General features: G+C 68.2%; 26 protein-coding genes. 8 read left to right on the top strand and 18 right to left on the bottom strand.

Annotated elements, in window-relative coordinates; all coding sequences use genetic code 11:
• Positions 1–13: 13 nt before the first annotated feature.
• The 7 genes from NDI79_RS02210 to NDI79_RS02180 all read right to left on the bottom strand — a co-directional run bounded on the left by NDI79_RS02210 (position 14) and on the right by NDI79_RS02180 (position 7,358).
• Entirely contained in the window at positions 14–1,414 is a 1,401-nt protein-coding gene (locus NDI79_RS02210) for an ABC transporter ATP-binding protein (RefSeq protein ID WP_310926816.1), read from the bottom strand.
• A gap of 4 nt (positions 1,415–1,418) precedes the next feature.
• Positions 1,419–2,345: a carbohydrate ABC transporter permease gene (locus NDI79_RS02205; protein ID WP_310923442.1), complete on the bottom strand. Its 927-nt coding sequence runs from the start codon at positions 2,343–2,345 to the stop codon at positions 1,419–1,421.
• 1 nt (position 2,346) lies between these two features.
• Positions 2,347–3,333 carry a carbohydrate ABC transporter permease gene (locus NDI79_RS02200; protein WP_310926815.1) on the bottom strand — a complete coding sequence of 329 codons (987 nt, stop codon included), beginning with the start codon at positions 3,331–3,333 and terminating at the stop codon, positions 2,347–2,349.
• Between the two features lie 6 nt (positions 3,334–3,339).
• Entirely contained in the window at positions 3,340–4,812 is a 1,473-nt protein-coding gene (locus NDI79_RS02195) for an extracellular solute-binding protein (protein ID WP_310926814.1), read from the bottom strand.
• A 298-nt stretch (positions 4,813–5,110) separates the two neighbouring features.
• Positions 5,111–5,290: a hypothetical protein gene (locus tag NDI79_RS02190; RefSeq protein WP_310926813.1), complete on the bottom strand. Its 180-nt coding sequence runs from the start codon at positions 5,288–5,290 to the stop codon at positions 5,111–5,113.
• 115 nt (positions 5,291–5,405) lie between these two features.
• Positions 5,406–6,431, bottom strand: a complete 1,026-nt coding sequence (locus NDI79_RS02185; protein WP_310926812.1) for a DUF7544 domain-containing protein — start codon at positions 6,429–6,431, stop codon at positions 5,406–5,408.
• An 87-nt stretch (positions 6,432–6,518) separates the two neighbouring features.
• Positions 6,519–7,358, bottom strand: coding sequence for a 2-oxo acid dehydrogenase subunit E2 (locus tag NDI79_RS02180; protein WP_425499578.1), 840 nt, complete (start codon positions 7,356–7,358; stop codon positions 6,519–6,521).
• A gap of 160 nt (positions 7,359–7,518) precedes the next feature.
• On the opposite strand from NDI79_RS02180, the gene NDI79_RS02175 reads away from it, so the two are divergent.
• Positions 7,519–8,091 carry a flavodoxin domain-containing protein gene (locus NDI79_RS02175; RefSeq protein ID WP_310927616.1) on the top strand — a complete coding sequence of 191 codons (573 nt, stop codon included), beginning with the start codon at positions 7,519–7,521 and terminating at the stop codon, positions 8,089–8,091.
• Between the two features lie 19 nt (positions 8,092–8,110).
• Here the strand turns inward: NDI79_RS02175 and NDI79_RS02170 are convergent, their stop codons facing one another.
• The 3 genes from NDI79_RS02170 to NDI79_RS02160 all read right to left on the bottom strand — a co-directional run bounded on the left by NDI79_RS02170 (position 8,111) and on the right by NDI79_RS02160 (position 10,569).
• A complete protein-coding gene (locus NDI79_RS02170) occupies positions 8,111–8,809 on the bottom strand; it encodes an SRPBCC family protein (RefSeq protein ID WP_310926810.1) in 699 nt (232 codons plus the stop codon).
• Positions 8,810–8,909: 100 nt separating this feature from the next.
• Entirely contained in the window at positions 8,910–9,827 is a 918-nt protein-coding gene (locus NDI79_RS02165) for an alpha/beta fold hydrolase (RefSeq protein ID WP_310926808.1), read from the bottom strand.
• 58 nt (positions 9,828–9,885) lie between these two features.
• The gene (locus tag NDI79_RS02160) at positions 9,886–10,569 is read right to left on the bottom strand and encodes a haloacid dehalogenase type II (RefSeq protein ID WP_310926807.1); all 684 of its coding nucleotides are present in this window, start codon (positions 10,567–10,569) and stop codon (positions 9,886–9,888) included.
• Between the two features lie 150 nt (positions 10,570–10,719).
• Here NDI79_RS02160 and NDI79_RS02155 point away from each other — a divergent pair, with 150 nt between their 5' ends.
• Both NDI79_RS02155 and NDI79_RS02150 read left to right on the top strand, forming a co-directional pair.
• Entirely contained in the window at positions 10,720–10,923 is a 204-nt protein-coding gene (locus NDI79_RS02155; protein WP_310926806.1) for a hypothetical protein, read from the top strand.
• 134 nt (positions 10,924–11,057) lie between these two features.
• Positions 11,058–11,678: a hypothetical protein gene (locus NDI79_RS02150; RefSeq protein ID WP_310926805.1), complete on the top strand. Its 621-nt coding sequence runs from the start codon at positions 11,058–11,060 to the stop codon at positions 11,676–11,678.
• Positions 11,679–11,766: 88 nt separating this feature from the next.
• Here NDI79_RS02150 and NDI79_RS02145 read toward each other — a convergent pair whose 3' ends face one another.
• The 5 genes from NDI79_RS02145 to NDI79_RS02125 form a co-directional block, all read right to left on the bottom strand.
• Positions 11,767–12,300, bottom strand: coding sequence for a LysE family translocator (locus NDI79_RS02145; RefSeq protein WP_310927615.1), 534 nt, complete (start codon positions 12,298–12,300; stop codon positions 11,767–11,769).
• A gap of 318 nt (positions 12,301–12,618) precedes the next feature.
• Entirely contained in the window at positions 12,619–13,707 is a 1,089-nt protein-coding gene (locus tag NDI79_RS02140; RefSeq protein WP_310927614.1) for a CNNM domain-containing protein, read from the bottom strand.
• A 95-nt stretch (positions 13,708–13,802) separates the two neighbouring features.
• Positions 13,803–14,909 (bottom strand): CNNM domain-containing protein, encoded by a 1,107-nt coding sequence (locus NDI79_RS02135; RefSeq protein ID WP_310926804.1) that lies wholly within the window; start codon positions 14,907–14,909, stop codon positions 13,803–13,805.
• Between the two features lie 341 nt (positions 14,910–15,250).
• Positions 15,251–15,580, bottom strand: coding sequence for a chorismate mutase (locus NDI79_RS02130; RefSeq protein WP_310926803.1), 330 nt, complete (start codon positions 15,578–15,580; stop codon positions 15,251–15,253).
• Complete coding sequence (locus NDI79_RS02125; protein ID WP_310926802.1) at positions 15,577–16,443, bottom strand: shikimate kinase; 867 nt, start codon at positions 16,441–16,443, stop codon at positions 15,577–15,579. Before NDI79_RS02125 ends, NDI79_RS02130 begins: the two co-directional genes overlap by 4 nt.
• A 167-nt stretch (positions 16,444–16,610) precedes the next feature.
• Here NDI79_RS02125 and NDI79_RS02120 point away from each other — a divergent pair, with 167 nt between their 5' ends.
• Together NDI79_RS02120 and NDI79_RS02115 are read left to right on the top strand one after the other, a co-directional pair.
• Positions 16,611–17,069: a DUF5796 family protein gene (locus NDI79_RS02120; RefSeq protein ID WP_310926801.1), complete on the top strand. Its 459-nt coding sequence runs from the start codon at positions 16,611–16,613 to the stop codon at positions 17,067–17,069.
• Positions 17,069–17,299 (top strand): DUF7508 domain-containing protein, encoded by a 231-nt coding sequence (locus NDI79_RS02115; protein ID WP_310926800.1) that lies wholly within the window; start codon positions 17,069–17,071, stop codon positions 17,297–17,299. Before NDI79_RS02120 ends, NDI79_RS02115 begins: the two co-directional genes overlap by 1 nt.
• Positions 17,300–17,312: 13 nt before the next feature.
• Here NDI79_RS02115 and NDI79_RS02110 read toward each other — a convergent pair whose 3' ends face one another.
• The gene (locus NDI79_RS02110) at positions 17,313–17,453 is read right to left on the bottom strand and encodes a DUF7128 family protein (RefSeq protein ID WP_310926799.1); all 141 of its coding nucleotides are present in this window, start codon (positions 17,451–17,453) and stop codon (positions 17,313–17,315) included.
• A 136-nt stretch (positions 17,454–17,589) separates the two neighbouring features.
• Between NDI79_RS02110 and NDI79_RS02105 the strand changes: the two genes are divergently transcribed.
• Complete coding sequence (locus NDI79_RS02105; RefSeq protein WP_310926798.1) at positions 17,590–19,749, top strand: CDC48 family AAA ATPase; 2,160 nt, start codon at positions 17,590–17,592, stop codon at positions 19,747–19,749.
• Positions 19,750–19,809: 60 nt separating this feature from the next.
• Positions 19,810–20,175, top strand: coding sequence for a hypothetical protein (locus tag NDI79_RS02100; RefSeq protein ID WP_310926797.1), 366 nt, complete (start codon positions 19,810–19,812; stop codon positions 20,173–20,175).
• A 9-nt stretch (positions 20,176–20,184) separates the two neighbouring features.
• On the opposite strand, the gene NDI79_RS02095 is transcribed toward NDI79_RS02100, so the two are convergent.
• Positions 20,185–20,895: a class I SAM-dependent methyltransferase gene (locus tag NDI79_RS02095; protein WP_310926796.1), complete on the bottom strand. Its 711-nt coding sequence runs from the start codon at positions 20,893–20,895 to the stop codon at positions 20,185–20,187.
• Positions 20,896–20,997: 102 nt separating this feature from the next.
• Here NDI79_RS02095 and NDI79_RS02090 point away from each other — a divergent pair, with 102 nt between their 5' ends.
• Complete coding sequence (locus tag NDI79_RS02090; protein WP_310926795.1) at positions 20,998–21,147, top strand: hypothetical protein; 150 nt, start codon at positions 20,998–21,000, stop codon at positions 21,145–21,147.
• Positions 21,148–21,241: 94 nt separating this feature from the next.
• Here the strand turns inward: NDI79_RS02090 and NDI79_RS02085 are convergent, their stop codons facing one another.
• The gene (locus NDI79_RS02085) at positions 21,242–24,088 is read right to left on the bottom strand and encodes a DEAD/DEAH box helicase (protein WP_310926794.1); all 2,847 of its coding nucleotides are present in this window, start codon (positions 24,086–24,088) and stop codon (positions 21,242–21,244) included.
• Positions 24,089–24,093 lie beyond the last annotated feature (5 nt).

The following is a 24,093-nucleotide window of genomic DNA, read 5'->3' as shown; positions in this document are numbered from 1 at the left end:
CTCGGCGGTCGTCTCAGCGCGCGTTGCTCTCGGAGGCGCTCGGACCGCTCTCGGTCCGTCCGCCGCGCCCCGTTCGACCGCCCGCCGCGTCGGCCTCCGCCGTTAGGCCGTGGACGATTGCCTCGCCCGTCTCGCCGTCGAACAGGTGGACCATCGTCCGGTCGAGAACCACCCGGACCTGCTGTCCCTCCGCGGCGTCCGTGTCCATGTCCGGAATCGGCGGCATGCTCATGAGGAGCGCCGAGTCGCCCATCCCCGCGTCGCCGGCGGCGGCCTCGTCGTCGGCGTCCGCGTCCGCGCTCGACTCCGCGGCGTCCGTCTCGCCGTCCGCGACGGCGGGGCCGGCCGTCCCGCCTCCGGTCGCCGCACCGGCGCCGGTTTCGGTCCCGCCCGAATCGCCGGTCAGGTCGCCGAACTCGGTGTAGACGTAGATGTCGTCGCCGACGGGTTCGAGCACCGTCGTCGTCACGTCGATGGGGGCCGAGGGCTCCCCGTCCATGTCGGCGGCGTCGGCGGCGCCGACCGGCCCGCCGTCGTCCTCGATGTCGGACCCCTCGGCGAGGTAGATGTCCTCGGGTCGGACGCCGAGAGTGACGTTCGTCCCCGAGTCGACGCCGTCGAGGACGCCGTCGTCCACATCGACGGAGAACTCGTCCGTCTCGACCGCACCCTCCGTCACGCGCCCGTCGAGGAAGTTCATCGACGGCGACCCGATGAACCCCGCGACGAACTCGTTGGTCGGGCGGTAGTAGCACGTCAGCGGCGCGGCGAACTGCTGGAGTTCCCCGCGGTTCATCACCGCGATGCGACTGGACATCGTCATCGCCTCCTCCTGGTTGTGCGTGACGTAGATGATGGTCGCGTCCAACTGCTTGTGGAGTTCCTGCAGTTTCGTCCGCATGTGGACGCGGAGTTTGGCGTCGAGGTTCGCCAGCGGTTCGTCCATCAGGAACACCTCGGGGTCCCGAACGATGGCGCGGGCGATGGCGACGCGCTGACGTTGCCCGCCGGACATCTCGTCGGGCATCCGGTCGAGCATGCCGCTCATCTGGACGAGTTCGGCCGCCTCGTCGACGCGGCGGTCTATCTCCTCCTTCTCGAAGTCCCGCAGTCGGAGGCCGTACGAGATGTTGTCGTAGACGTCCATGTGCGGGAACAGCGCGATGTTCTGGAACACCATCGAGATATCCCGGTCCTTCGGCGGCAGGTCCGACACCTCCTTCTCGTCGATGTAGAGGTTCCCCGAACTCGGTTCGGTGAGTCCGGCGACCATCTCCAGCGACGTGGACTTGCCGCACCCCGACGGGCCGACGAGCGTGACGAACTCGCCGTCCTCGATTTCGAGGTTCAGGTCGTCGACTGCCGTTACGTCCTCGTACTTCTTCGTGATGTTCTCGTAAGTTACGTCTCCCATTGTGTTACTCCTTGACGGCCCCTGCCGTCAGTCCGCTGACGATCTTCTCCTGTGCGACGACGACGAGGATGGCGATGGGGATGACCCCGAGGATGCTCGCCGCGGCCATGAGGTTGTACGACGTGGCGTAGCGGCCCTGATAGCTGAGCAGGCCCCAGACGATGGTCGCCCAGTTCTGGACCCGGCCGTCGGTCATCAGGAACGCGAAGAAGAACTCGTTGTAGACGGAGATGAACGTCAACACGCCCGCCGTGGCGACGCCGGGCGCCGACAGCGGCATGATGACCTTGAACAGCGCGCCGAGGCGGGTGTTGCCCTCGACGCGCGCGGCGTCCTCCAAGCCGTCCGGAATCTGGCTGTAGAACGTCGTGAGGATGAAGATGGACAGCGGCATGAACAGCGCCGTGTACGGCAGCACCATCGCTCCCGGCCCGTTGAACAGCATCGGGCTGTTCACCGTTCCGATGCCGGGGAGGCTGAAGAACGTGATGTTCGCCGTGAACAACTCGAACAGCGGCAGCAGGAACGCCGCCGGCGGGAAGTACGAGATGGCGAGGAAGATAAGCATGAGCGGACGGCGGCCGGGGAACTCGAAGCGCCCGAACGCGTAGCCCGCGAAACTCGCCAGCACCAACACGACGGCCGTCGTGACGACGCCGATGATGAGGCTGTTGAGGATGTAGAGGTGGAACGGCACCTGCGTGAACACCGTCACGAACGCCTCGGGGTTGAACCCGTTCGGCAGCAGTCCCACGTCTATCATGTTCCCGCTCGGCGTCAGCGCCAGCACCGTCAGCCAGTAGAACGGGAACAGCGTGGTGAACAGGAACACCCCGGTGAGGACGTAGAACAGCGCCTTGTACGTCCGCTCGGGGTTCGAGATGGACCGGCTGGCCCACCGCTGAATCGCGTTTCCGTCTTCGGTGCTCATCTCAGATCCCCCCCGCGCCCTGCACGTCGGCGAACTTGACGATGTACACGGTCACGACCAGTCCGATGAGCGCCGCCGTGACGAACGCGACGGCGGCGGCGGCGGCGTACCGACTCGTGCTGAACGTCTGGACGACGAGACACGACAGCGACGGCACCGTGTTGCACGAGGACACCGTCGTGATGAGGCCGTAGACGCGCATCGCCCCGATGGTGCGGAACAGCATCGCCACGAGCACCGACGGGAGCACCAGCGGCAGCGTCACCGTCTTGAACGCCTCGAACTTCGAGGCGCCCGACACCTTCGCCACGTCGTACAGCGAGCGGTCGACGCTCTGCAGACCGGCGAGGATGATGAGCGCCATGAACGCCGACGTCTTCCACACGTCGGCGACGATGACGATGATGAGCGAGTCGAGGCTGTTGGCCTGCGGCGTCGTCGAGAACAGCCCCAGCTGGTGGAGCGGTTCGACGAGGAAGCCGACCGTGGGCTGGAACAGCAGGTAGAATATCATCCCCTGGATGACGATGGGCACGGCCCACGGCAGGATGATGGCGACGCGGACCCAGCGGCGCCCGCGGAAGTCCTGGTTCAGGACGAGCGCCTGCCCGAAGCCGATTATCGTCTCCAGCGTCACGCTCGCGACGGTGAAGACGAGCGTGACGATGACGGCGCTGGTGAACGGTTGGGCGAGGTCGAGGAACGGCCGCGGGAGCGAGGAGTTCAGGTCGCCCGTCAGGAGCCGCACGTAGTTCTGTAGGCCCACGAAGTCGCCCAGTCGCTCGGCGCCGTACAGCGAGTTGGCGTACAGCGACATCTGGAACGTCCGCGCCAGCGGCCAGAACGCGATGACGGCGAAGATGAGGAGCGACGGCGCCAACAGCAGGTAGGCGAACTGCGTGTCGCTGAGGTTCTCCACCCAGCGCTGACCGCTGGCGAGCGGCGACAGCGAGTTCGATTCCGACTGCGAGCCTGTCTCGGTCGACATCGGGGCTCACCGTCCTCCCGCCACGATTCGGCCGTCCCGCGACTGTTCGTCTCGCTCCGAGGCTTCCTCTATCTCTCGTATCTGTTGTGCTAACTGGTTCATCGCCCGTTGTGGTGCTTTGAGGTCGGTGAAGCTCGCGTTCGCTTGCTGTGCTATCTTCGCCGATTCGGGGGGCCACGCGACGGTGACGGGGCGCGGGATGGAGTGTTCGACGGTGTACTTCAGGGTCTCCAGATACCGCCCCATCACCGGGACCTGCTGAGCGCGCTGGGATTCGAACAGCGACCGGCGCGGCGGGAGGTAGCCGAGCGTCTCGAACAGGAACAGTTGGAACCGCTCGTCGGTCATCGCCCGGAGCACCTCCTTCGCCGCCTCGGGTCGCGCCGCGTTCGGGTTCAGCGCCATGTGCCAGCCGCCGAGCGACGAGACGGACCCGCCGTAGCCGTCGAACTTCGCCTCCTCTTGCGTGACGCCGTACGGGATGGGCATCACGCCGAGGTCCTCTCCGAACGCGTCCTCTGCGCCGCTGATGGCGATGGCGTACGGCCAGTTGCGGTGCGTGACGGCGTTGCCCGCGGCGAACGGCTGTCGGGAGGACTCCTCCTCCCACTGGAGCACGGTCCGCGGGGCGATATCCCCCGTCACCGACTCCAGGGCGTTGTTCGCGTCGCCGTCGATGAACGTGCGGACCATCCGCGAGGCCCTGACGACGGGTTCGGAGTCGACCGTGACCGGTCGCTCGCCGACGGGTCCGAACAGGTTCTCGGTCGAACCGAAGTACGACCCGCCCCACGTGCCGGTGAACTCGCGGAAGTCACAGCAGGACAGTCCCGCGTAAGCCCTGCCCTGGAAGGTGAAGCCGAGTCTCGTATCGGACTGCTCGCGCGCCTCCTTCGTCACCTCCGAGAACTTCTGCCAGGAGATGGGGTTCGTCGCCCACCCCTCCTGGTCGGGGCTGTACCCGGCCTCTTTGACCAGGTCCTTCCGGTAGAGCATGTTCCCCGTCGTCGGGAACAGCGGGACCGCGTGCAGGTGCCCCTGCTCGCTCGTCGCCGTTTGGGTGAACGTCTGGAAGTAGTTCGACTTGACCATCTCGGCGACGTCGGGCATCACCTCCGTGAGGTTCGCCAGTTGGTCCCGGACGATGAACGGAATCGTCCACCCGCTGTCCATCATCAGGAGCGACGGCTGTTGGAGGTTCGCCGACAGCCACCGGTTGTACTGCTGTTGGCGGGCGCCGGTCGAGGCCGTCCCGGCGATGATCTCTATCGATATCTCGTCGGGCATCCCGACCTCTCTCAGCTTCCGTTCTACCTGTCCGGAGATGTTCTTGAGGTCGGTGTTGGCCGCGATTTGGACCGTGTTCGGGTTCGACTCCGCCCGGGCGATACAGCCGGCGACGCTGGACGCCGCGACGGCGCTTCCGGCGCCGACGGCCTTCACGAACCGCCGTCGGCTGACGCTGGTCTCTCGGCTCATCGAGGGGTCCGCGCGGCGCGTCGCGCCGCGATTGGGTCCGTTCGGAGACGACCCGTCATCTCCGACCACCGCCGTCCGTCTCGCGCTCACATCCCGCGTTACGCCGATACGGACGCACTGTGCCTCTATTCGCAGTCTCAGGACTGTCCGCCGGTTGGGACGCCATGTGTACGCCGACAGACCATAACTAATAATCGTTTATGGCCGCGGGTAAAGAAATAAACTCGTGAAAGAATAAATTAACGTCGAAGAGCCGCGAATCCGAATCGAGTCGGACGGCGGATCGCGCCGTCGGCCGTCAGTTATCGTCGGTTGAGTACCCCGACGGGAGGGCGCCGAGCGCTACGATACCGGCCGGGACGAGGGCCGCGACGCCCCACATGACCGCCTCGGAGAGTTCGCCCCCGGTCGTCGCCACCGAGACGACGCCGGCGAGGGCGACGAGGACGCCGACGGCGGCCGCGAGTTTTCCGCGCATGCGCCCCTTACCGCGGCCGTGCGTATAACCGTATTCTTTTATTGACATACATCCGGAAGTACATATTTCGCTCGCCGGGGGACGACCCCGAGAGGTCGACGCGGCGCGGCCGGGTTCAGACGGCGGGGTCGCCGTCTTCCCCGCGCACGGCGCGTCGCTGGTCGGGGATCAGGTCGAAGGTGGAATCCACGTCGCCGAGGACGAGGAGCGCGTAGTAGCGGAGGTAAGTCTGAACGGGCGCCTGTACGAGGGCGGCGGCGGCGACCACCGCGAGGGCGTAGAGGACGCCGAACGCGACGAGCGCCGCGATTCCGAGCGGTTCGAAGACGAAGACGAGCAACGCGACGCCGAGGGCGAACAGGAGGCCGAAGGGGACGAGCAGCGCGAACGCCAGCACCGCGGTGACGACGGTGACGAGGAGGCCGCCGAAGAGCGAGAGGAAGAACCCGGCGACGACGTAGGCGAGGTACTGCGTCCACTGCGCCGGTATCGTCGGCCAGAGGCGCCGCCAGCCGTCGAGGACGCCGCAGTCTTCGAGCAGCATTATCGGGACGACGAACGCGGTGGTGAAGCCGTCCACCAGCGACACGACGACGGCGAGGACGACGAACACCGGGACGAGGACGACCAGCAGTCCCAAGAGCGCGCCGCCGGCCGGGACGAAGCCGGCGTCGAAGCCCAAGAGCGGGAGGACGAACGGCGCCGCGAACAGGAGCACGGCTCCGAGGGTGAACAGCCCGAGAATCAACCGGAATCCGAAGAGCCGGGCGCCCTGACGCCACCGGCGGCCCCAGGAGCGCCGAACCGTCACCGCGCGGTTCCGGAGCGATTCGACGAAGACGAACTCCATCACCGACCCCACGAAGGCGAACGCGAGTGCGAGCAGTACGAGAACGCCGACGACGCCGGCCACGAGCAGCCACGCCCGCGGACCGAAGTCGGTCGGCGGAACGGTTCCGGGGACGGCGCCGCCGTCGCCGCCGCCGGCGGAGTACTGAGAGCCGCCGAAGTTCGCCCCCGGACCGCCGACGAACAGCGTCACGAGCGCAAGTTTCACCCACGTCGTGCGGTCGACGGGCCAGAGGAACGCTCGGGTCGCGTCCAGCGCGTCGTCCAGATTGTCGAGCGCGTACAGAGCCATGGGGCGAGTACGCCCGCAGAAGGCTTAGAACACCGACATCACTCTCGACACACGGGAACTACCGACGGACGTCCCCGGGTCGACGGCTCACCCGGACGCGCCCTCGTCGCCGTCGAGTCCGCGCGCCGACTCCACGAGTTCCCGGAGGCGTTCGAGGAACCGCGCGGCGGGAGCGCCGTCGACCACGTCGTGGTCGAACGTCGCGGTGACGTGGAGGAACTCCCGCGTCTCGACGCGCCCTTCCCCTTCGCGCGTACCGCCGCCGTCGCCGCCGTCGCCGTCTTCAACGACGACCGCCCGCCGCGAGACGCCGCCGACCGTCAGTTGCAGGGCGTAGTTCGTCGGCGTTACCGCCCACCCGCCGCCCGTGCCGAACATCCCCACCGACGACACGGCGACGGTCCCCGCGGCGCGCTTCCAGTACCCCGGCGCCCGCCGCGGGAGTCGGTAGAACAGCCGACGAACCGGTCCGGGGAGGCGCGCGGCCAAGTTGAGCCAGCGGTTTCGATGGGTCGGTTCGGGGGCCCGCTGGGCGGTCCGAATCTCGTCGTGAATCGACCGGAGCGACCGCCGGTTCGCCGCCCTGACGACGTGCGGCAGGCCGACGCGCTCGCCGTCCACCTCCCGTTCGACGACCACCATCACGTCCGCGTCGTCGAAGACGACGAGTCGTCCCCGCCAGTCGCGGTAGGCCTGCACCCGCGGGTCGGCGGCGACGGCCCGCGCCAGACAGTACGCGACGAACGCGGTGAACGAGAGCCGTTCGCCCGTCTCGGCCTCTCGCTCCCTGATGCGCCGCCGCGCCTCGGTTACGTCGAACGTCACGAGGCCGTGGACGTCGTTGCGCCGCCCGGCCATCCGCATGGCGTCGACCGTCGCCCGCCGCCGCGGCGAGAACGGCTCCCGGGTGTATCCTCGACCCTGCATGCGCCGCGTACGCTCGGCGACGAGATACGCGTTCCCCCGTCGCGTCCGCCCGTTCGCTCCGTCCGCGGGGTCCGCCGCGTCGGCCTCGCGTTTCTCCGTCGGAGAGAACCGCAGTCGGTGGTTATCGCCCTGCGAGGCGTCTCTCCGCTCGGTGACCGAGATGACAGCCACGCTCGTCGCGTACGGAACCGGAGAGGGACAGACCGCGAAGGTCGCAGACCGCATCGTCGACGCCCTGCGCGAACGGGGGCACGAGGCGGAGGCCGTCGACGTGAAGCGACTGCCCCGCGGGTTCGACCTCGACGCCTACGACGCCGTCCTCGTCGGCGGGTCCGTCCACGCGGGACGACTCCAACGCGGCGTCCGGCGGTTCGTCCGCGCCCACCGCGAGGAACTCGCGTCGAGACCGACGGCGTTCGTCCAGGTGTGTCTGTCCGCGGTGGACAACGAGGAGGCGGCCGCCCGGGCCGCCCACGACTTCCTCCGGGAGACGGAGTGGGACCCCGATAGGGTCGCCGTCCTCGGCGGCGCCCTCCGCTACTCCGAGTACGGGTTCCTCAAGCGCGCGCTGATGAAGCGCATCGCCGCGGAGTCGACGGGCGACGTGGACACCTCGCGCGACTACGAGTATACGGACTGGGAGGAGGTCGAACGGTTCGCCGCCGACTTCGCCGCGTTCGTCGAGGGAGAAGTCGGAGACGCCGCGGCGCCCCGCGAGGATACCCCCGTCTAGCGGCGACACGACCGGCGAATCAACGGCGGCCGGCGATATCGGCGTCGACGCCCACGGCGATGCGCACCGCCTCGCGCTCCGCCCGTCGCTTGATGCCGAGGAGCATCTTCCTCGTCATGGCGAACGCGGCCGGTTCGAGACCGAGGAGCGTCAGGACGGCGCGGGGGGACCACTCGACCCGCGCGCGGTTCCGCGTGAGCAGTCGCGTCCGCCCGTCCGCCAGCGGTTCGAGGGCGAACACCCACGTGAGCGTTCCGTCGGTGAACGCCTCCGAGACGGTGACCAGCGCCCGCTCCGGGTCGACGCGTTCGACGAGGAGTCCCCCGCCCTCGGCGCCGAGCGATATCTCGTCGCCCGCTTCGAGGCGCTGGTGCTGAGGGAGGACTCGCTCGGCGCTCGGCGCGTCGAGGACGCCGAACAGGACGTCGAGCCAGTCGTAGCTGTAGAGGCCGCCGCGCCCGGCGCCGAGTTGGACCAGCCAGGGCCAGACGTCCTCGGGCGGGGCGTCCACCGTCACCGCGCGGGTCGTCTGGTAGTTCGGGCGCGGGACGAGTTCGTCGCCCGGCAGCGTCGCGTCTCTCTCGTCGGCCGTCGCTCCCCAGTTGTTCAGCCGCGGTCTGAGGAGGGCGTACCCGGCCAAGAGGGCGAGCGGACCCGCGACCAGCCGGCGGCTTCGAGTTCGGCCGTCGGTCGCGCGTTCTCCGCGTGTGTCGTTCACGTTCGATCACCGAAGACTGTTGGTCGCGTGGCGAGATAACGGTGCGCGGTACGCTCGGCTTCCGGCGAACGCGCGCATCGCGCCTATCGACTACTGTCGACTATCGCGTCTCGGGTCCGGTTTCCCCGCCGGCGTCGTCGGAAAGTCGCCCGTTCGTTCCCGCCCGCCGTTCCGTCCCCGTCGACTCCCCCGCGTCCGCTCCGAGGCCGAGGCCGTCGAGGAACGCGCGGACGGCGGCGGTGACGTACTCGGGGGCATCGAGGTTCGCGGCGTGGCCGGCGTCCGGCACCTCGTCCACCTCGACCGTCGGGATGCGCGCGGCGAAGCGGGCCGCGTGGAGTCTGACGAACGGGAGGTCGCGTTCGCCGTAGAGGACGAGCGTCGGCGCCGACACCGCCGAGAGGTCGACCGGCGGGTCGCGGGGCCGCGCCATCGACCGCACCACCTTCGCGAACTCCTCGGTGGCCATCCGCGGCCCCGCCTCGCGGAGGCGTTCGACGTTCCCGTAGTCGCCGTCCGCGCCCGGGAAGAGTCGGGCGGTCAGCCACACGTTCGCCCGTTCGACGCGTTCGAGTCCGAGGAGTCGAACCGGCGGGACGAGGGCGCTCAGTGCGACGCGCCGCAGGAACCACTCGCCGCGGGAGCGGAACTCCGGGGCGAACGCGTCGACGAGCACGAGTCCGGAGAGGTCGTCGGGGTAGGTCGCCGCGTACGTCAGCGCGACGGTCCCGCCCATCGAGAGTCCGCAGAGGACGGGCTTTCGGACCCCGAGTTCGGAGAGGAGGGCGCGCAGGTCCGCGACGTAGAGGTCCACCGCGTACTCGGGTTCCGCGGACGGACCCGTCCGGCCGTGCCCGCGCAGGTCGTACGTCACCGTCGAGTACCCGTCCGAGAGCGCCTCGACCTGTTCGTCCCACACCGAGTGGTCGAGCATCGAGGCGTGGACGAACACCACCGTCGGACCGTTACCCCGACGCTCGTAGTAGGTGTCGACCCCGTTCGCGCGAATCGTCGGCATGAGAGGAAGGAGGCGCTTCGAGGAGATGAACTCGCGGGAGTCTCGGCGTCCGCCGGTTTCAGACCCCGAACTCGTCGGCCAGTTCGACGAACGTCTCGACGGTCAGGTCGGGGTCCGTCTCGTACGGTCCCCAGAGCGTGTCCTGCCGGTCGACCCAGACGCCCTGCATGCCGGCGTGAATCGCTCCCGGCACGTCCCACCACCCCGCGGCCGCGAACGCGATGTCCTCTATCGGCGCGCCGATTCGCTCCGCGGCGTGGCGGTAGAGGGCGGCGTCCGGCTTGAACTGCTCCACCTCGTCGGCGCTGACGGTGTCGGCGAGAAACTCCCCGAGGTCGCCGTGGTCGACCATCGAATCGAGCATGTCCTGGCTACCGTTCGAGACGACGTAGAGGTCGTACCCCGCGTCGTCCAACCGCTCCATTCCCTCGCGCACGTCGTCGAAGAGCGGCAGTTCGTGGTACGTCGAGAGCACGTCCTCGCGTTCGTCCTCCGAGAGGTCGACGCCCACCTCGTCGAGGGCGTACCGGAACGCGTGGCGGTTCATGGCGTAGAAGGAGTCGTACTCCTCGATGGCGTTGCCCACCATCGCGTACTGCAGCGAGCGCTCCCGCCAGAGTTTCGAGACGTCCTCGGCGCGGTCGGTGTACTCGGACAGCGGTCCCTCGACCGCCGTGACGTCGACGACCGTTCCGTACGAGTCGAACGCGACCGCCTCAACCGCGTCGGAGTCGAACGACATGGGTACGCTGCGGGGACACGGAGCGAAGTAACTTGGGGCCTCGGTCGAGCGACCCGGCCGCGACGCCTTCCGGCGCGTTCGCCCGCGGTGTCGTGAACTCTCGCTGCCATCACCGACAGACGCAACGGGAGGGAGCGCGTAAACGGTCCCGTGTCGTCCCCCGACCCCGCCTCGTGGACCGACCCGGAGTACGTCGCGACGGTCGTCGGCGTCGTCGCCGCCGGAGCGCTAGTGTTCTACGCCGCCTCGACGGCGACGGGACTCGCCGTCAGAGAGGTCGTGTTCGTCCTCCTCGCCGTGACGCTCCCGGCGACGGCCGCCTACGAACTCGCCCGGCGGGCGCGCGGAGCGTGAGCGGACCGTCGGAGTATCGGACGGTGCGGACGGAAGCGGCGGATACCGCGATGAGATTATTATCCGAGCGACCCATCTAGACGGTGATTCTGACCGAGTCGGGTGTCCGACGAGGTGAGATTCGAGTGATCGAGATGGGCGAGTACGAACAGCGGCGGACGGCGGACGTGCAGACGGGACGTTGGATGCGAATCAGCGCGACGGGTGGACTGGTCGGCGGCGTACTGCTAGCGCTTCTCGGGGTCGCGACCCACCTCGGACTGAGCGACGCCCAGTGGGCGGTCGTCAACCCCCTCGGAGCCATCGCGATGGTCCTCCTGGCGGTCGGTCTCCCGGCGCTCTACCTGAGCGAGCGCCACTGGTTCGGTACCCTCGCGAGGGTCGGATTCGGCGTCATGGCCGTCGGCTGGATAGCCACGGCGGTCACGATGACGGCGTTCGCGCTCGGATCCGAGGCGGGAGGTCTCGCGTTCCTCGTGGGGTGGCTCGTCGCCATGGTCGGAGCCCTCGTCTTCGGCGTCTCGATGCTCCGTACCGACGCCGCGACGGTGCCTCGCCTCGGCGCGTGGCTGTTGGTCGCGGCGCTCCCCGTCGGACTTCCGGTATCCGTCGCGTTCACCTGGTACGTGCTGGGTCAGGTCGACACGCCGTGGAACGGCCCGCTCGTTCTCTACGCTCTCGCGTGGACCGTCTTCTGCTACCACCTCCGGACGCGGCGAACCGACGCTCTCGCGGCGGAAGCGGTTCCCCGGTAGGTGACGTTCTTCTATCTCGAACCCGTCCCCGTGCGAGACGATTACGCGTGTTTTCCCGCTCTTCCGAGCATCCGGAGCACGAGCGGGGTTAGAGGACGCCCCAGATGGCGAGTAACCCGAACCCGACGAGGACTGCACCCGCCAGTTGGCTCACTCGACGCATGACCGAGCGCGTGAACCGGGAACGGAAGCGGCTCACGCCGGCACTCAGGGCGAGCCACCAGAGCGAAGAGCCGAGGAAGACGCCGCCGACCAACGCGGTGGCGTCGGAGTAGTCCCCCGACACGCCGACGCCCAATCCGGCGAAGATGCCGACGAAAGCGATGACGGTCACCGGGTTCGTTATCGTCAGGAGGAACGTCGAACCGTAGTCTCCGAGGAGACCCCGCACGTCAGCGGTTGAAACCGCCGTCTCCGCCGGTTCGGCGCGGAACGACCGCACGCCGAGATACAAGAGGAGAAGTCCACCACCGACCCGAATACCCGTCCGGTGGTCGAGCAGGAGCGACGACAGCACCGTGATTCCGAAGCCCGCAATCGCCCCGTATACGGCGTCCGCGGACGCGGCTCCGAGTCCGCTGGCGAAGCCCGAGAGCCGCCCCTCAGAGAGCGTTCGCTGGATGCACAGGATTCCGACCGGACCGACCGGGGCCGCAATCGAGAATCCGAGGACGATGCCCCGAACCAGGATGCCGATTGTCGTCGTTAATACGCATCACCTCACGAGTGAGCGGAGGGGGACAGTCCGCAAGTACGTTCCGTATCTGTGCTACTTGCTAGCGGCTCTCTCGGCACTCGACCTTGTTCGGGTGGCTAAAATCCGTGACAGGTCTCAGACGAACTGACGAGCACTTCGTCGAGCGACTGACCGCCGAAGACGTCGGCAAGGCCCGATGTTCACACAGAATTCACGACGACCGCCCGGAAACTCCGGGCCGCCTCAGGTCCCAGTGGGTCCAGCCCCGCGACGCGCGCGCTCCGCTCGCTCGTCTATCGGGTCTTCGAGGTCGCCCATGACCTCCTCGAAGGCGTCCGTCGAGGTCAGGAGGCCGACGACCCTGCCCTCCTCGGTGACGAAGGCGAGCTCCTGATTTTCCGCCTGGAAGCGGTCGATGGCGTCGCTGACTCCTTCCTCGGCCGGCAGCGTCATCGGCGATTCGGCGAGGTCTTCGATGTCGATATCGCCGCTCACGAGGCCCTCGAAGTTGTTCGTGATCGCCGGGAGATAGACGATGCCGCGGAAGTCGTCCACGTCCTCGCCGACCAGCGGGTAGCGAGAGTGGGAGTGTTTCTCGACGAGCGCGAGGTTCTCCTCGGGGGTGTTCTCGGTCGAGAGCGCGACGATCTCCTCGCGCGGGACCATGATCCCCTCGACCGGGATGTCGCCGACGGCCAGCGCGTTCATCACTTCCTGCCGGCGTTCCGCGGAGACGTTTCCGGCGTCGAGAGCCGAGCCGAAGCGCTTGTAGAGACCCGCGCGCCCCTCCATGACGTCGGCTTCGGTTTCGAGCCACGCGCCGGTCATCTCGACGCCGAACAGCGAGAGAGTCCACTTCGCCGCTCCGTCTCCGAACTGGATAACCGGCCAGATGGCTCGCGTCCACCAGTACAGCGGCGTCGCGCAGTACCGACAGACCAGTTTCGAGCGCTCGACGCCGAGGTAGGTAGGGGTCTGCTCGCCGTGGGTGAGATGGACGAGGTTGACGATGAGAAACGCGAGGATGGCTCCCGCGCCGACGGATGCGAGAACCGTCCCGCCGAACAGCGGCTCGAAGATAGCCGTGAGCGCGGGTTCGGCGACGATACCGACCGCGATGCTCGAGAACGTAATCCCTATCTGACAGCTGGTCAGGTAGATCTCCAAGTTCTGCGTCATCTCCCAGGCGCGTTCGAGACCGGGCTCCACGAACTCCGATTCGGAGTACTGTCGGGCGCGCGTCAGCGCGAACTCGATGGCGACGAAGAACCCGTTGGCGAGAATGAGCAACAGACCGGCGGTGAGCCTGATGAACATCTCGAACGCAGTCATCGGCATGATGCGTTACGTGAATGGCGACACGGAAAAGCAGTTTGCCCGATAACTAATTCCTCGCGCGACGACGAATCCGGTTCTCGCGAGACGTGTCAAGCCGGGTCGCTTCGAGAGTCCAGCCCAGACGCGTCGCCCGCGGGTCGTTCGCGCTGGTAGACGTCGATGGGGTCCTCGAGTCCGCCCATGACCTCCTCGAAGGCGTCCGTCGAGGTGAGTAGACCGACGACCCTGCCCTCCTCGGTGACGAGCGCGAGTTCCTGGTCCTCCGTCTGGAAGCGGTCGATGGCGTCGCTGATCTCCTCGTCGGCCGGTAGCGTCATCGGCGACTCGGCGAGGTCTTCGATGTCGATATCACCGTTTTTGAACGCCTCGAACTGGTTCGTGATGGCCGCGAGGTACACGATACCGCGGAAGTCGTCTACGTCCTCGCCGACCAGCGGAAAGCGGAGATACGGGTGCTCCTCGATAACCGCGAGGTTCTCCTCGGGAGTGTTCTCGGTCGAGAGCGCGGCGATTTCCTCGCGCGGCACCATGCTGTCACGGACGGGGATTTCCTCGACCGCCAACGCGTTCATCACTTCCTGACGGCGCTCTTCGGGAATCTCGCTGTCGTCGAGTATCGAACCGAGCTCTCGGTGGAGGTCCGTCCGCCCCTCGATTTCCTCGCCCTCGGATTCGAGCCACGCGCCGGTCATCTCGACGCCGAACAGCGAGAGGGTCCACTTCGCCACCCAGTCGCCGACGCGGAGAATCGGTCGAATGACCCACGTGAACCAGTACAGCGGCGTCGCGCAGTACCGACAGACCTGTTTCGAGCGCTCGACGCCGAGGTAGGTGGGGGCCTGTTCGCCGTATATCTTGTGTACCAGGCTCACGACGATGTACGCCAGAATCACGCCCGCACCGATGGACGCGAGAACCGTCCCGCCGAACACCGGCTCGAACATCGCTGCGAGCGCGGGTTCGGCGACGATACCGAGTCCGATGCTGCAGGCGGTGATGCCGACCTGACAGCCGGTGAGATAGATTTCGAGTTCCTCGGTCATCTCCCAGGCGCGTTCGAGACCGGCCTCCATGAACTCCGATTCGGGATACTGCCGCGCGCGGGTCAGCGCGAACTCGATGGTGACGAAGAACCCGTTGGCGAGAATTAACGCGGCACCCGCGACGAGACGGAGAAGTATTTCGGGCGCTTGCATCTAGTGCGTACCGTCGACACGGCGTCGAGGCAAAAGGATGGGGGCCAAACAGACGTGCCGTCGGGTCGGACCGTTCAGTCGAGTCGTGTTCCGCTCCGGTGGGTCGCGGGGAACTCAGAGCGGTGGTCTTCGGTGCCGTTGTACCGAACGTCGGCGTGCGAGAGGGTCGTGAGCGTCTTACTGCGGAGGTTCGCCGGTTACCACGAAGTCGTTCTTCGATTCAGCGTCTGAGACGACGATAGGACGGCCTCATCACTCACCGATCCGGTTGAAGAGGCAGCTACCGGAAAGAGATACGGCCGTTAAACGGCCCATAGAAACACTGAAGCGGCCGAATCCGACTACCTGCTTTCGCGCTGCTCGACCTTGTTCAATTCGATGAGCAGCCGGAAGATGGCCTTCACGAGGTTCGAGTCCACGTCGAACCGCTCGGCGTTCTCGCCGGCGCGGTCCATCACGACGTCTTCCTGGCCCTCGTCGGTCGTCGGAAGGTCGCGCTCCTCTTTCACCTGCGCCACCGTGTCGGCGACGTACGTCCGTCGAGCGATGAGTTCGACGATTTCGCGGTCGATGTCGGCTATCTCCCCGCGGAGTTCGTCGAGCGTCATGTCGTCGGCTCGCTTCGTTAGCTGGTCGTTCTTCGGCGCGTCGGTCTCTGTGTCTCGTGTCATAGTACGCGTGCTCCGTCGTTCCGGGTCGTGGTCCGCCACGTCTCGCCGTCTCGCTCCGTCCACTGGTCGCGGACTCGTCCCAACGGGTCGCCGTCGGCCTCTCGGTCCGCGACGGCGACGACGCTCGGACCGGTGCCGGAGAGGGAGACGCCCGCGGCGTGGGGCATCGCCTCAACGGCGGGGTCGGCGGAGAATCCGAGCGCCGCCGAGAACGCGAGGCCGTTGACCGTCATCGCCTCGGCGTACCGCCCTTCTAACGCTAGTTCGGCGACGAGTTCGGCCATCGGGGCGACGCTCGCGCAGGCCTCCGCGTCCGCGTCGGCGCTGTAGGCGCGCTCCTCGGGCGTCCAGACGAGCACGTCCCACTCGACGGGGTCCCGCGAGAGCAGTTCGTCCCCGTCGTTGTTCGTCACCGTCGCGCCGCCGAGCATCGACGCGGAGGCGTCGTCGAACGCGCCCGTCACCGTGACGCCGGCGTCGCGGGCGGCCCGCACGCCGAGTCGGCACGCCTCCGTCCGGTCGGGGTCCGCGCCGAGGGCGTCCGCCGTCGCCAGCACCGCGGCGTTCGCGGCGGCGCTGGAACTCTTCAGACCGGCGGCCATCGGCACGTCGCTCTCCGTGCGGACCGTTCCGCCGTACTCCTCTTGCCCCTCGCCGTACCGCTCGACCGCGAGTTCGACGCACCGCTCGATGAGGCGCGTGTCGGCGTCGACGTCCTCCGCGACGGACCCGGTGACCGTCCCCGACTCGTCGAGTTCGACGGTGGCGCTCGTCTCGGCGTCGATGGCGAAGGCCGACCCGAACCCCGTCGAGAGGGCGTTCAGAATCGTCCCCGCTCCCAGCGCGACTGCGCGGCCGTGCATACCTGTACGGAATCGAGCGGAGGCAAAGGTGTAGCGGTCTCCGCCGTATTGGCCGGCCGGTCGGGCGGGACCCCGGAGTCGAGCGCAGTCGAGCGTGACCGCGGGGCCGCGGTCGACCGACCGTCGGTATCGCGCACCTTTTCACCGTACCCGCACAACCCGGGGGCATGAGCGCGCGAAACGACGTGGCGCCGAGCACCCTCGGCGTCGAACTGCTCGACCACGGCGTGCAGGTCGAGTACCTCGACGGCCGGACGACCCTCTACCGCGGCGTGCCGGAGGCGGTCACCGGGACGCTCACCACCGCCCCCGGACGGGAGACGCACGTCCTCGTGACCGACCCCACGGAGACGGAGGGCGTGATGATGTACGTGAACGACCTGAAGACCGACGACGACATCCTCGAAGCCAGCGGCGTCGGTCGGGTCGTCCTCGGCGCCGACGAGGAGGAGGAACTGTTCCCGGGCGTCCGCGTCCGCCGGACGAAGAGCATGCGCACCGAAATCGAGGCCGACCCGGAGGTGGCCCGCGGCCGCGTGTTCGTCTTCGAGGAAGACGACTGGGCGGAGACCTCCTACGAGTTCGTGACCGAGAGCGAGAACGAGGACGAGGGCGAGAGCGAGTGATGGCGCTCCGAAAGCGCTGGAAACCGCTCGAACGGAAGACCGTCGGGTCGGCCCCGGACGCCTACGGCGTCGTCGAGTTCGGGGACGACGACGGTGAGGTGCTCCGCGCCGCCGCGGGCTTCCTCCCCGACGAACTCCGCGAGGAACTCTCCTACGGGGAGGCCGCGCGGGTGCGCTGGGAGCGAGCGCAGTCGCGCGACCACGCCGAGCGACTGCTCGAAGAGTTGTAGCGTCGTTTCCGATCTACTGCAGGTACGACGGGCTGTCGTCCTCGCCGTCGCAGTTCTCCTCGTGCGTCTTCGCGTCGGACTCCGCGTCGAACAGCATCTCGCACTCCTCACAGCGGTACCAGGTCGTTCCGTCCCTCTCCGTCGTGGAGACCATACGGGGTGATGTGCTATCGCGACCCATAACGTTTCTGCCGGACGGGAGGCCGACGGGCGGGCGGACGGCGGCACGCGCGGCCGCCCCCGGCGGCCGTCGGGCAAGGGTAAAGACCGGGGCACCCCAAGCCGGTGGTATGCCAGACGACGAGGGCCTCGAACTCACCGTCCGCGGCGCGGAGAAGCGAGACGCCGGCCGCGGCATCGCCCGCCTCCCCGAGTCCGCGCGCCAGCGTCTCGGCGTCCTCAGCGGCGACACCGTCGTCGTCGAGGGCGGCCGCGAGACGGTGGCGAAGGTGTGGCCCGCCGGCGGCGGCACGCCGGACGGCGTCGTCCTCGTCGACGCCGACACGCGGGCGAACGCCGACGCGAAGATAGGCGAGACGGTTCGGATTCGGAAAGTGGACGTCGACGACGCCCGGTCGGTGACGCTGTCGATGCCCGACGACGTGGCGTTCACCGACGACAACCGGGCGGTCGAACTCATCAAGCGGGCGATACAGGACCGGCCCATCCAGTCGGGCGGGCAGATACGCTTCGAGACGCTGAGTTCGGACCCGTTCGTCGTCGAGGAGACGAGTCCCGACGGGATGGTCCGCGTCACCGCCTCCACGAAGCTCAGACTCTCGAAGCAGGGAACCGTCAGCCGCGTCGTCACCAGCGTCTCCGGCGGCGACGAGGAGGAATCCGACAAGCCGACCGGCGTCACCTACGAGGACATCGGCGGCCTCGACGAGGAGTTGGACCTCGTCCGCGAGATGATAGAGCTCCCCCTCTCCGAACCCGAGGTGTTCGCCCACCTCGGCGTCGACCCGCCGAAGGGCGTGCTCCTGCACGGCCCGCCCGGGACGGGCAAGACGCTCATCGCGAAGGCCGTCGCCACCGAGGTGGACGCGACGTTCATCACCATCTCCGGTCCGGAGATCATGTCGAAGTACAAGGGCGAATCCGAGGAGAAACTCAGAGAGAAGTTCGAGGAGGCCAGGGACAACGCGCCCGCCATCGTCTTCTTCGACGAGATAGACTCCATCGCGGGCAAGCGCGAGGACGGCGGCGACGTGGAGAACCGGGTCGTCGGCCAACTGCTCTCGCTCATGGACGGTCTGGCCGCCCGCGGCGACGTCATCGTCATCGGCGCCACGAACCGGGTGGACTCCTTGGACCCCGCCCTCCGCCGCGGCGGCCGGTTCGACCGCGAGATAGAGATAGGGGTTCCGAACGAGCAGGGCCGCCGCGAGATTCTGGAGGTCCACACCCGGCGGATGCCGCTCGCGGAGGGCGTGGACGTGGACAGACTGGCCGCGCGAACCCACGGCTTCGTCGGCGCCGACCTGGAGTCGCTGTCGAAGGAGGCGGCGATGACCGCCCTGCGGCGCGCCCGCCGCGGCGGCGGCGAGAAAGTCGAGTTCTCGGAGTTGGAGGTGACCCGCGAGGACTTCGAGACGGCGATGGCGAGCGTCGAACCCTCCGCGATGCGTGAGTACGTCGCCGAGGCGCCGACGACGACGTTCGACGACGTGGGCGGGTTGGAAGAGGCGAAGCGCACCCTCGAACGGAGCGTGACGTGGCCGCTGACCTACGCGCCCCTGTTCGAGGCGGCGAACACGACGCCGCCCTCGGGGGTCCTCCTGCACGGCCCGCCGGGGACGGGCAAGACGCTCCTCGCGCGGGCCATCGCGGGCGAGAGCGGCGTGAACTTCATCCACGTCGCCGGCCCCGAACTCCTGGACAGATACGTCGGCGAGTCCGAGAAATCCGTGCGGGAGGTGTTCGAGCGCGCGCGGCAGGCCGCCCCGGCTATCGTCTTCTTCGACGAGATAGACGCCATCGCGACCAACCGCGACTCGGCGGGGTCCGATTCGGGCGTCGGCGAACGCGTCGTCTCGCAGCTCCTGACCGAGTTGGACCGTCTGGCGGACAACCCCAACGTCGTCGTCCTCTCGGCGACGAACAGGAAAGACGCCCTCGACCCCGCTCTCCTCAGACCCGGTCGGCTGGAGTCGCACGTCCTCGTTCCCGCGCCCGACGTGGACGCCCGGCGGGCCATCCTCGGCGTCCACACCCGCGAGAAACCGCTCGCCGACGGCGTGGACCTGGACGAACTCGCGGCGCACATGGACGGTCTCTCCGGCGCCGACATCCAGGCCGTCTGCCGCGAGGCGACGATGCGCGCCATCGAGGAGGTGGCGGAGGCCTACGACGGCGAGGAGGCGAACGACCACGCCGACGAGATTCGCATCACGCAGGCGCATTTCGACGCCGCTCTCGACGTTGTCCGCGGCGCCGCCGAGGAGTAGTCGCCGCCCTCGACAGTCCCGCGGACCCGCAATACGGGTTTATCTGACCGTCCCACTAGTATGAGTCGTGAGTACGTGGCACACGAACCGCGGTGGCCGACCGTGAGCACCTCCGGATGGCGGCGTCGCGTCCGGGACGAGTGGGGTCAGTTGACCGGCGGTCCGCTCTCGGCGACGTGGTGGGTCCTTCGGGGTCTGTTCCGCGTCGCCTTTGCGGAGTTCGTCTTCATGCTGCTGTTGCTCTTGAACACCAGACCCGACGTGCTGGAGGGCGTCGCCGCCGGGGCGGCGCCGTGGTGGACGATTCCCCTCGCCATCGTCACGACGCCGCTGCTCCTCGGCGTCTTCCTCCTCGTCGCCGCCGTCGCGTTCGCCCTGCCGTTCCTCCCGCGGCGCGACCCGTCCCGGCCGGGCGCGTGGCGCTGACCGGTTCCCTCACTTCTCCAGTCGCGCCCGGTAGTAACCGAACTCTCCGGGGTACGTCGTCTCCGCGACGGTCCACGGCGTCTCCTCGCAGACGGCCCGAAGTCTCGCGGGCGAAACCGTCCGGAACTCCAAGCGCGGCCCGACCAGGTCGCGTTTCCGGTACTCCACGCGGAACCGCCGGCGGCCGACGCCGTCCGCTTCGGTCGGAGCGTGCCCGTGCGACTCCCCGACTCGTTCGGGGTCGTACGAATCGACTCGCGCTTCGCCCGTCGCCGTCGTGACCCGCGCGAGTTCGCGGAGGAAGTCGCGGAGTTCGGCGTCGGACCGTGCCAGCGTCGCCTGCGTACCGTTCACCAGCGCCGTCTCGAACCGACTCTCGCGCACGGGCGGGTCGAACATGTCCGCGACGAAGGCGTCGACGCCGCGTGCGCGCGCCGTTCGCACGGCCAGCGGACTCGCGTCGAAGGCGGCGACGCGGCCGCGGAGGGAGACGACGCGCGCGTAGTTACCCGCGCCGCACCCCACGTCGAGGAGCGGCGTCGCCAGTCCGTCGACGAACGCTCTCGTCTCCGCGGGCCACCGGGCGTACGGCGCGAAGTAGAACTGCTCGACGTTCGCGTCCCACGTCTCTCCCGTCTCCGGGTCGACGTGGACGCACGACCCGTCGTATTCGCCGTGTAGGAAATCCCACATCGCCGTGCCGAGGGCGTCGTCCGGCATGTGCGAACCGTCGCCCGTGTGCGGGATAAATCGCCCGCGGGTTCGCGTCGGGATACCGTTCGACACGGTACCGGCGCCGACGTCGGCGGCGGTTTCTCCGGTATGCGACGACAGGTCGACATCCGCCGCGGGCGGGACTGGAAGGGGCCGCCGTCCGGACGAACCCGGACGAAGCAAGCACCGCAGGAGCGAACGAGCGGAGCGCAGCGAGTCCCGGGAGTTCAGACGGCGGGGGCTTCCGAGGAGTCGTAGTCGCTGGAACTCGCTGCGCCGCCTGTCGCCGGATTCCGGTCGTCACGTTCTCGAACGCGCCCGAGACCGTATCGCCCATCGCAAACCCGCAGCTCTAGTCCCAGAACGACTGCGTCCGGGCGTACTGCCGCTCCTGTTCGAGGATGTCGCGGTAGAAGTCGTCCTCGTCCTCGCGGAGTTTGCCGATGACGCGCGCGGCCGTCTGCGGGCCGACGCCGCGGGCGGCGAGGGCGACGACTGCCTTGTGACCGTGGCTCTGGACCAGACTCGCCGACTGGTACGCGCGGCGCTTCAGTCGCTCCTGTTCCTCGTCGGGGTCGGGGGCGCGGACGGCCTTCACCGTCTCGTCGTCCCACGGGTTCAGACAGGCGATGCGGGTCGCGCCGCAGTCGGGACACTCCGGTTGGTCGCGGACGCGGCGCACCTTCCTGGTCGTCTTCCAGTCCGTGCAGTGCAGACACAGCAGGATGACCCGGTCGTTCCGAATCCGTTCGCGGACGGCCTGAATCACGCTCGCGTCGGCGTTCTCGGGGACGAGCAGGTCCCGACCGCTGGAGCGACCGTCGATGCCGATGGGCGTCCGTTCGCGCGCCGTCTCCAGGGCCACCTCGTCGTCCTGAATCCGCCTGAGCAACTCGGCCGTCTCCGGCACCGCGAGGTCGACGTGGAACACCTCCCGGACGGCCTCGTCGTAGACGGGCGTATCCTCCAACGCGGCCAGCAGTCGGTCGCCGCCGAAGCGCTTGTTCCCCTGGTAGCGCTTCAGCGCGCCGAACTTCGCGGCCACCTGCGCGAGGGTGAACTTGAGGGATTCGGAGTGCTTCAGGGCGAGTTCGAGGACGCCCTCGACGTGGTCGGGGTCGGTCGTCTCCAACACCTCCGTGAAATCGTGGACGGAGGCGTTCGGCGGCACCTCGAACTTCACTCGGTAGGCGTCCGTCTCGATACCTATCGAAGAGCCGGTGCGCTGGCCGACGAGGGCGGCCAGCATCCGACCGAGCGTCTCGTTCACGCGGTGGCCGTACGGGGAGTTGAGCACCACCTTCCGCCCCTGCCCCTCGATGACCAACCGGTCCGCCGTCGGCACCGGCAATCCGGCCTCGACCTGTCGCTCCGTCGGCTTCAGCGACTTCGAGACGGTCCGCTCGTCCGTCGGGTAGCGCGCGAGGAAGTCGCGGGCGACGGCGCCTCGCTCCCCGCCCGCCGCGAACTGCCGCGCGGCGGTCTCGCGAATCTCGCCCACCTCGCCCGCGACGTGCGCGGGGACGGGTATCTCGGACCCCGTCCACGACGGCACCTCGCCGCCGGGGTCCTCGATGGGCGTGACGTTCACCTCCGCCTCGTCCTCGTCGATGTCGTTGATGCGCCACATCTCCCCGCGCTGGATGAACGACGCCCCCGGTTCGGCGAAGTTGACGACGAACCGCTCGTCGAGCGTGCCGATTTGTCTCCGGGAAGACATGTCGTAGACGTCGTACGTCTCCTCGTCCGGTATCATCGAGAGGTTGGCGTAGAAGTACTGCCACGTCCCGCCCGACTTCTCCAGGACGTCCTTCTCCTCGTCCATCCAGAGCAGGTGGTTGCCCGATAGCTCCCGCACTATCTCGCGGAACGTCTCTTCTCCCAAGTCGCGGAACGGGTACGCGGCGGTGATCAGTTCGTACGTCTCTCGGGCCGACACCTCGCCGTAATCCATGACGACGCCGACGATTTGGTTGGCGACGGTGTCGAGGCTGGCGTGGTGGATGCGCGCGGGTTCGACCTCCCCCGCTTCGGCCTTTCGCGCGATTGCGAGGGCCTCGTGGGTGTCGTCCGCGGAGGAGGTGACGACGGTCCCCCGCGAGGTCTGGTCGCGGCGGTGGCCCGCGCGGCCGACTCGCTGGAGGAGTCTGGCCACCTCGCGCGGACTGCCGTACTGGACGACGTGGTCCACCCGCCCCACGTCGATGCCGAGTTCCATCGAGGAGGTGCAGATGAGGGCGTCCAGTTCGCCCGCCTTGAAGCGGTCCTCCACGTCGATGCGCACGTCCTTCGAGAGCGACCCGTGGTGGACCTCAATCGGCGCGTCGAGCGTCTTGAACCGCGACCCGAGGGCCTCCGCCGTCTGTCGGGTGTTGACGAAGACCAGCGTTGACTCGTTCTCGCGGACGACGTCGCGGATGACGCGGACGTGGCTGGCCATCTCGTCCTCGGAGGCCAACCGCCCCGCTAACTCCTGGTCCTCGCGCGTTATCTCGGGGTGGACGACGGTGAACTCCACCTTGCTCCCGGCGTCGACCTCCACGACCTCGAAGGGTCGGTCGCCGGTGAGGAACTTCCCCACCTCCTCCGGAGAACCGACCGTCGCCGAGAGGCCGACGCGCTGGAACGGCCCGGCGAGGGCGCGGAGGCGCTCCAACCCGATAGTCAACTGCGCGCCGCGCTTGGCCGAGGCGAGTTCGTGCACCTCGTCGACGACGACGTGGCGCACGTCCGAGAGCGCCTTCCGGAGTTTCTTGCCCGTCAGCATCGCCTGCAGCGTCTCCGGCGTCGTCACCAGCACGTCCGGCGGGTCGTCCGCCTGCTTTCCCCGCTGATACTGCGTGGTGTCGCCGTGGCGGACGTCGACTTCGATATCGAGTTCCTCGCCCCACCAGTCGAGGCGCTCGCGCATGTCGCGGTTGAGGGCGCGAAGCGGCGTGATGTACAGCGCAGAGATGCCCTCGCGCTCGTCGGGGTCGGAGTCGACGATGGCGTCCAGCACGGGGAGCATCGCCGTCTCCGTCTTCCCCGTCCCCGTCGGGGCGAGGACGAGGGCGTTCTTCCCGGCGGCTATCGGCGGAATCGCCCGTCGCTGCGGCTCCGTGGGCGTCGTGAAGCCCCGTTCGGAGAGCGCCGCGCGGACCGTCTCGCCGAGCGCCGTAAACGCGTCCATACCCTGCGCGGCCGTCGCGTCTCCCATCGACA

It is taken from the genome of Halogeometricum sp. S3BR5-2, from assembly GCF_031624635.1.
GTDB classification, from domain to species: Archaea; Halobacteriota; Halobacteria; order Halobacteriales; family Haloferacaceae; genus Halogeometricum; species Halogeometricum luteum.
The sequence above is the reverse complement of the archived record's forward strand: the minus strand, read 5'-3'. Positions and strand labels throughout refer to the sequence as shown.

Bases quoted from the DNA above. Each gene is read 5' to 3' on its own strand.
- NDI79_RS02160 (WP_310926807.1), bottom strand. From the start codon at position 10,569: ATGTCGTTCGACTCCGACGCGGTTGAGGCGGTCGCGTTCGACTCGTAC.
- NDI79_RS02110 (WP_310926799.1), bottom strand. From the start codon at position 17,453: ATGGTCTCCACGACGGAGAGGGACGGAACGACCTGGTACCGCTGTGAG.
- NDI79_RS02195 (WP_310926814.1), bottom strand. From the start codon at position 4,812: ATGAGCCGAGAGACCAGCGTCAGCCGACGGCGGTTCGTGAAGGCCGTC.
- NDI79_RS02125 (WP_310926802.1), bottom strand. From the start codon at position 16,443: ATGCACGGCCGCGCAGTCGCGCTGGGAGCGGGGACGATTCTGAACGCC.
- NDI79_RS02100 (WP_310926797.1), top strand. From the start codon at position 19,810: ATGAGTCGTGAGTACGTGGCACACGAACCGCGGTGGCCGACCGTGAGC.
- NDI79_RS02175 (WP_310927616.1), top strand. From the start codon at position 7,519: ATGACAGCCACGCTCGTCGCGTACGGAACCGGAGAGGGACAGACCGCG.
- NDI79_RS02185 (WP_310926812.1), bottom strand. From the start codon at position 6,431: ATGGCTCTGTACGCGCTCGACAATCTGGACGACGCGCTGGACGCGACC.
- NDI79_RS02095 (WP_310926796.1), bottom strand. From the start codon at position 20,895: ATGCCGGACGACGCCCTCGGCACGGCGATGTGGGATTTCCTACACGGC.
- NDI79_RS02120 (WP_310926801.1), top strand. From the start codon at position 16,611: ATGAGCGCGCGAAACGACGTGGCGCCGAGCACCCTCGGCGTCGAACTG.
- NDI79_RS02130 (WP_310926803.1), bottom strand. From the start codon at position 15,580: ATGACACGAGACACAGAGACCGACGCGCCGAAGAACGACCAGCTAACG.
- NDI79_RS02165 (WP_310926808.1), bottom strand. From the start codon at position 9,827: ATGCCGACGATTCGCGCGAACGGGGTCGACACCTACTACGAGCGTCGG.
- NDI79_RS02200 (WP_310926815.1), bottom strand. From the start codon at position 3,333: ATGTCGACCGAGACAGGCTCGCAGTCGGAATCGAACTCGCTGTCGCCG.
- NDI79_RS02205 (WP_310923442.1), bottom strand. From the start codon at position 2,345: ATGAGCACCGAAGACGGAAACGCGATTCAGCGGTGGGCCAGCCGGTCC.
- NDI79_RS02090 (WP_310926795.1), top strand. From the start codon at position 20,998: ATGCGACGACAGGTCGACATCCGCCGCGGGCGGGACTGGAAGGGGCCG.
- NDI79_RS02085 (WP_310926794.1), bottom strand. From the start codon at position 24,088: ATGGGAGACGCGACGGCCGCGCAGGGTATGGACGCGTTTACGGCGCTC.
- NDI79_RS02135 (WP_310926804.1), bottom strand. From the start codon at position 14,909: ATGCAAGCGCCCGAAATACTTCTCCGTCTCGTCGCGGGTGCCGCGTTA.
- NDI79_RS02190 (WP_310926813.1), bottom strand. From the start codon at position 5,290: ATGCGCGGAAAACTCGCGGCCGCCGTCGGCGTCCTCGTCGCCCTCGCC.
- NDI79_RS02140 (WP_310927614.1), bottom strand. From the start codon at position 13,707: ATGACTGCGTTCGAGATGTTCATCAGGCTCACCGCCGGTCTGTTGCTC.
- NDI79_RS02115 (WP_310926800.1), top strand. From the start codon at position 17,069: ATGGCGCTCCGAAAGCGCTGGAAACCGCTCGAACGGAAGACCGTCGGG.
- NDI79_RS02105 (WP_310926798.1), top strand. From the start codon at position 17,590: ATGCCAGACGACGAGGGCCTCGAACTCACCGTCCGCGGCGCGGAGAAG.
- NDI79_RS02210 (WP_310926816.1), bottom strand. From the start codon at position 1,414: ATGGGAGACGTAACTTACGAGAACATCACGAAGAAGTACGAGGACGTA.
- NDI79_RS02150 (WP_310926805.1), top strand. From the start codon at position 11,058: ATGGGCGAGTACGAACAGCGGCGGACGGCGGACGTGCAGACGGGACGT.
- NDI79_RS02180 (WP_425499578.1), bottom strand. From the start codon at position 7,358: ATGCAGGGTCGAGGATACACCCGGGAGCCGTTCTCGCCGCGGCGGCGG.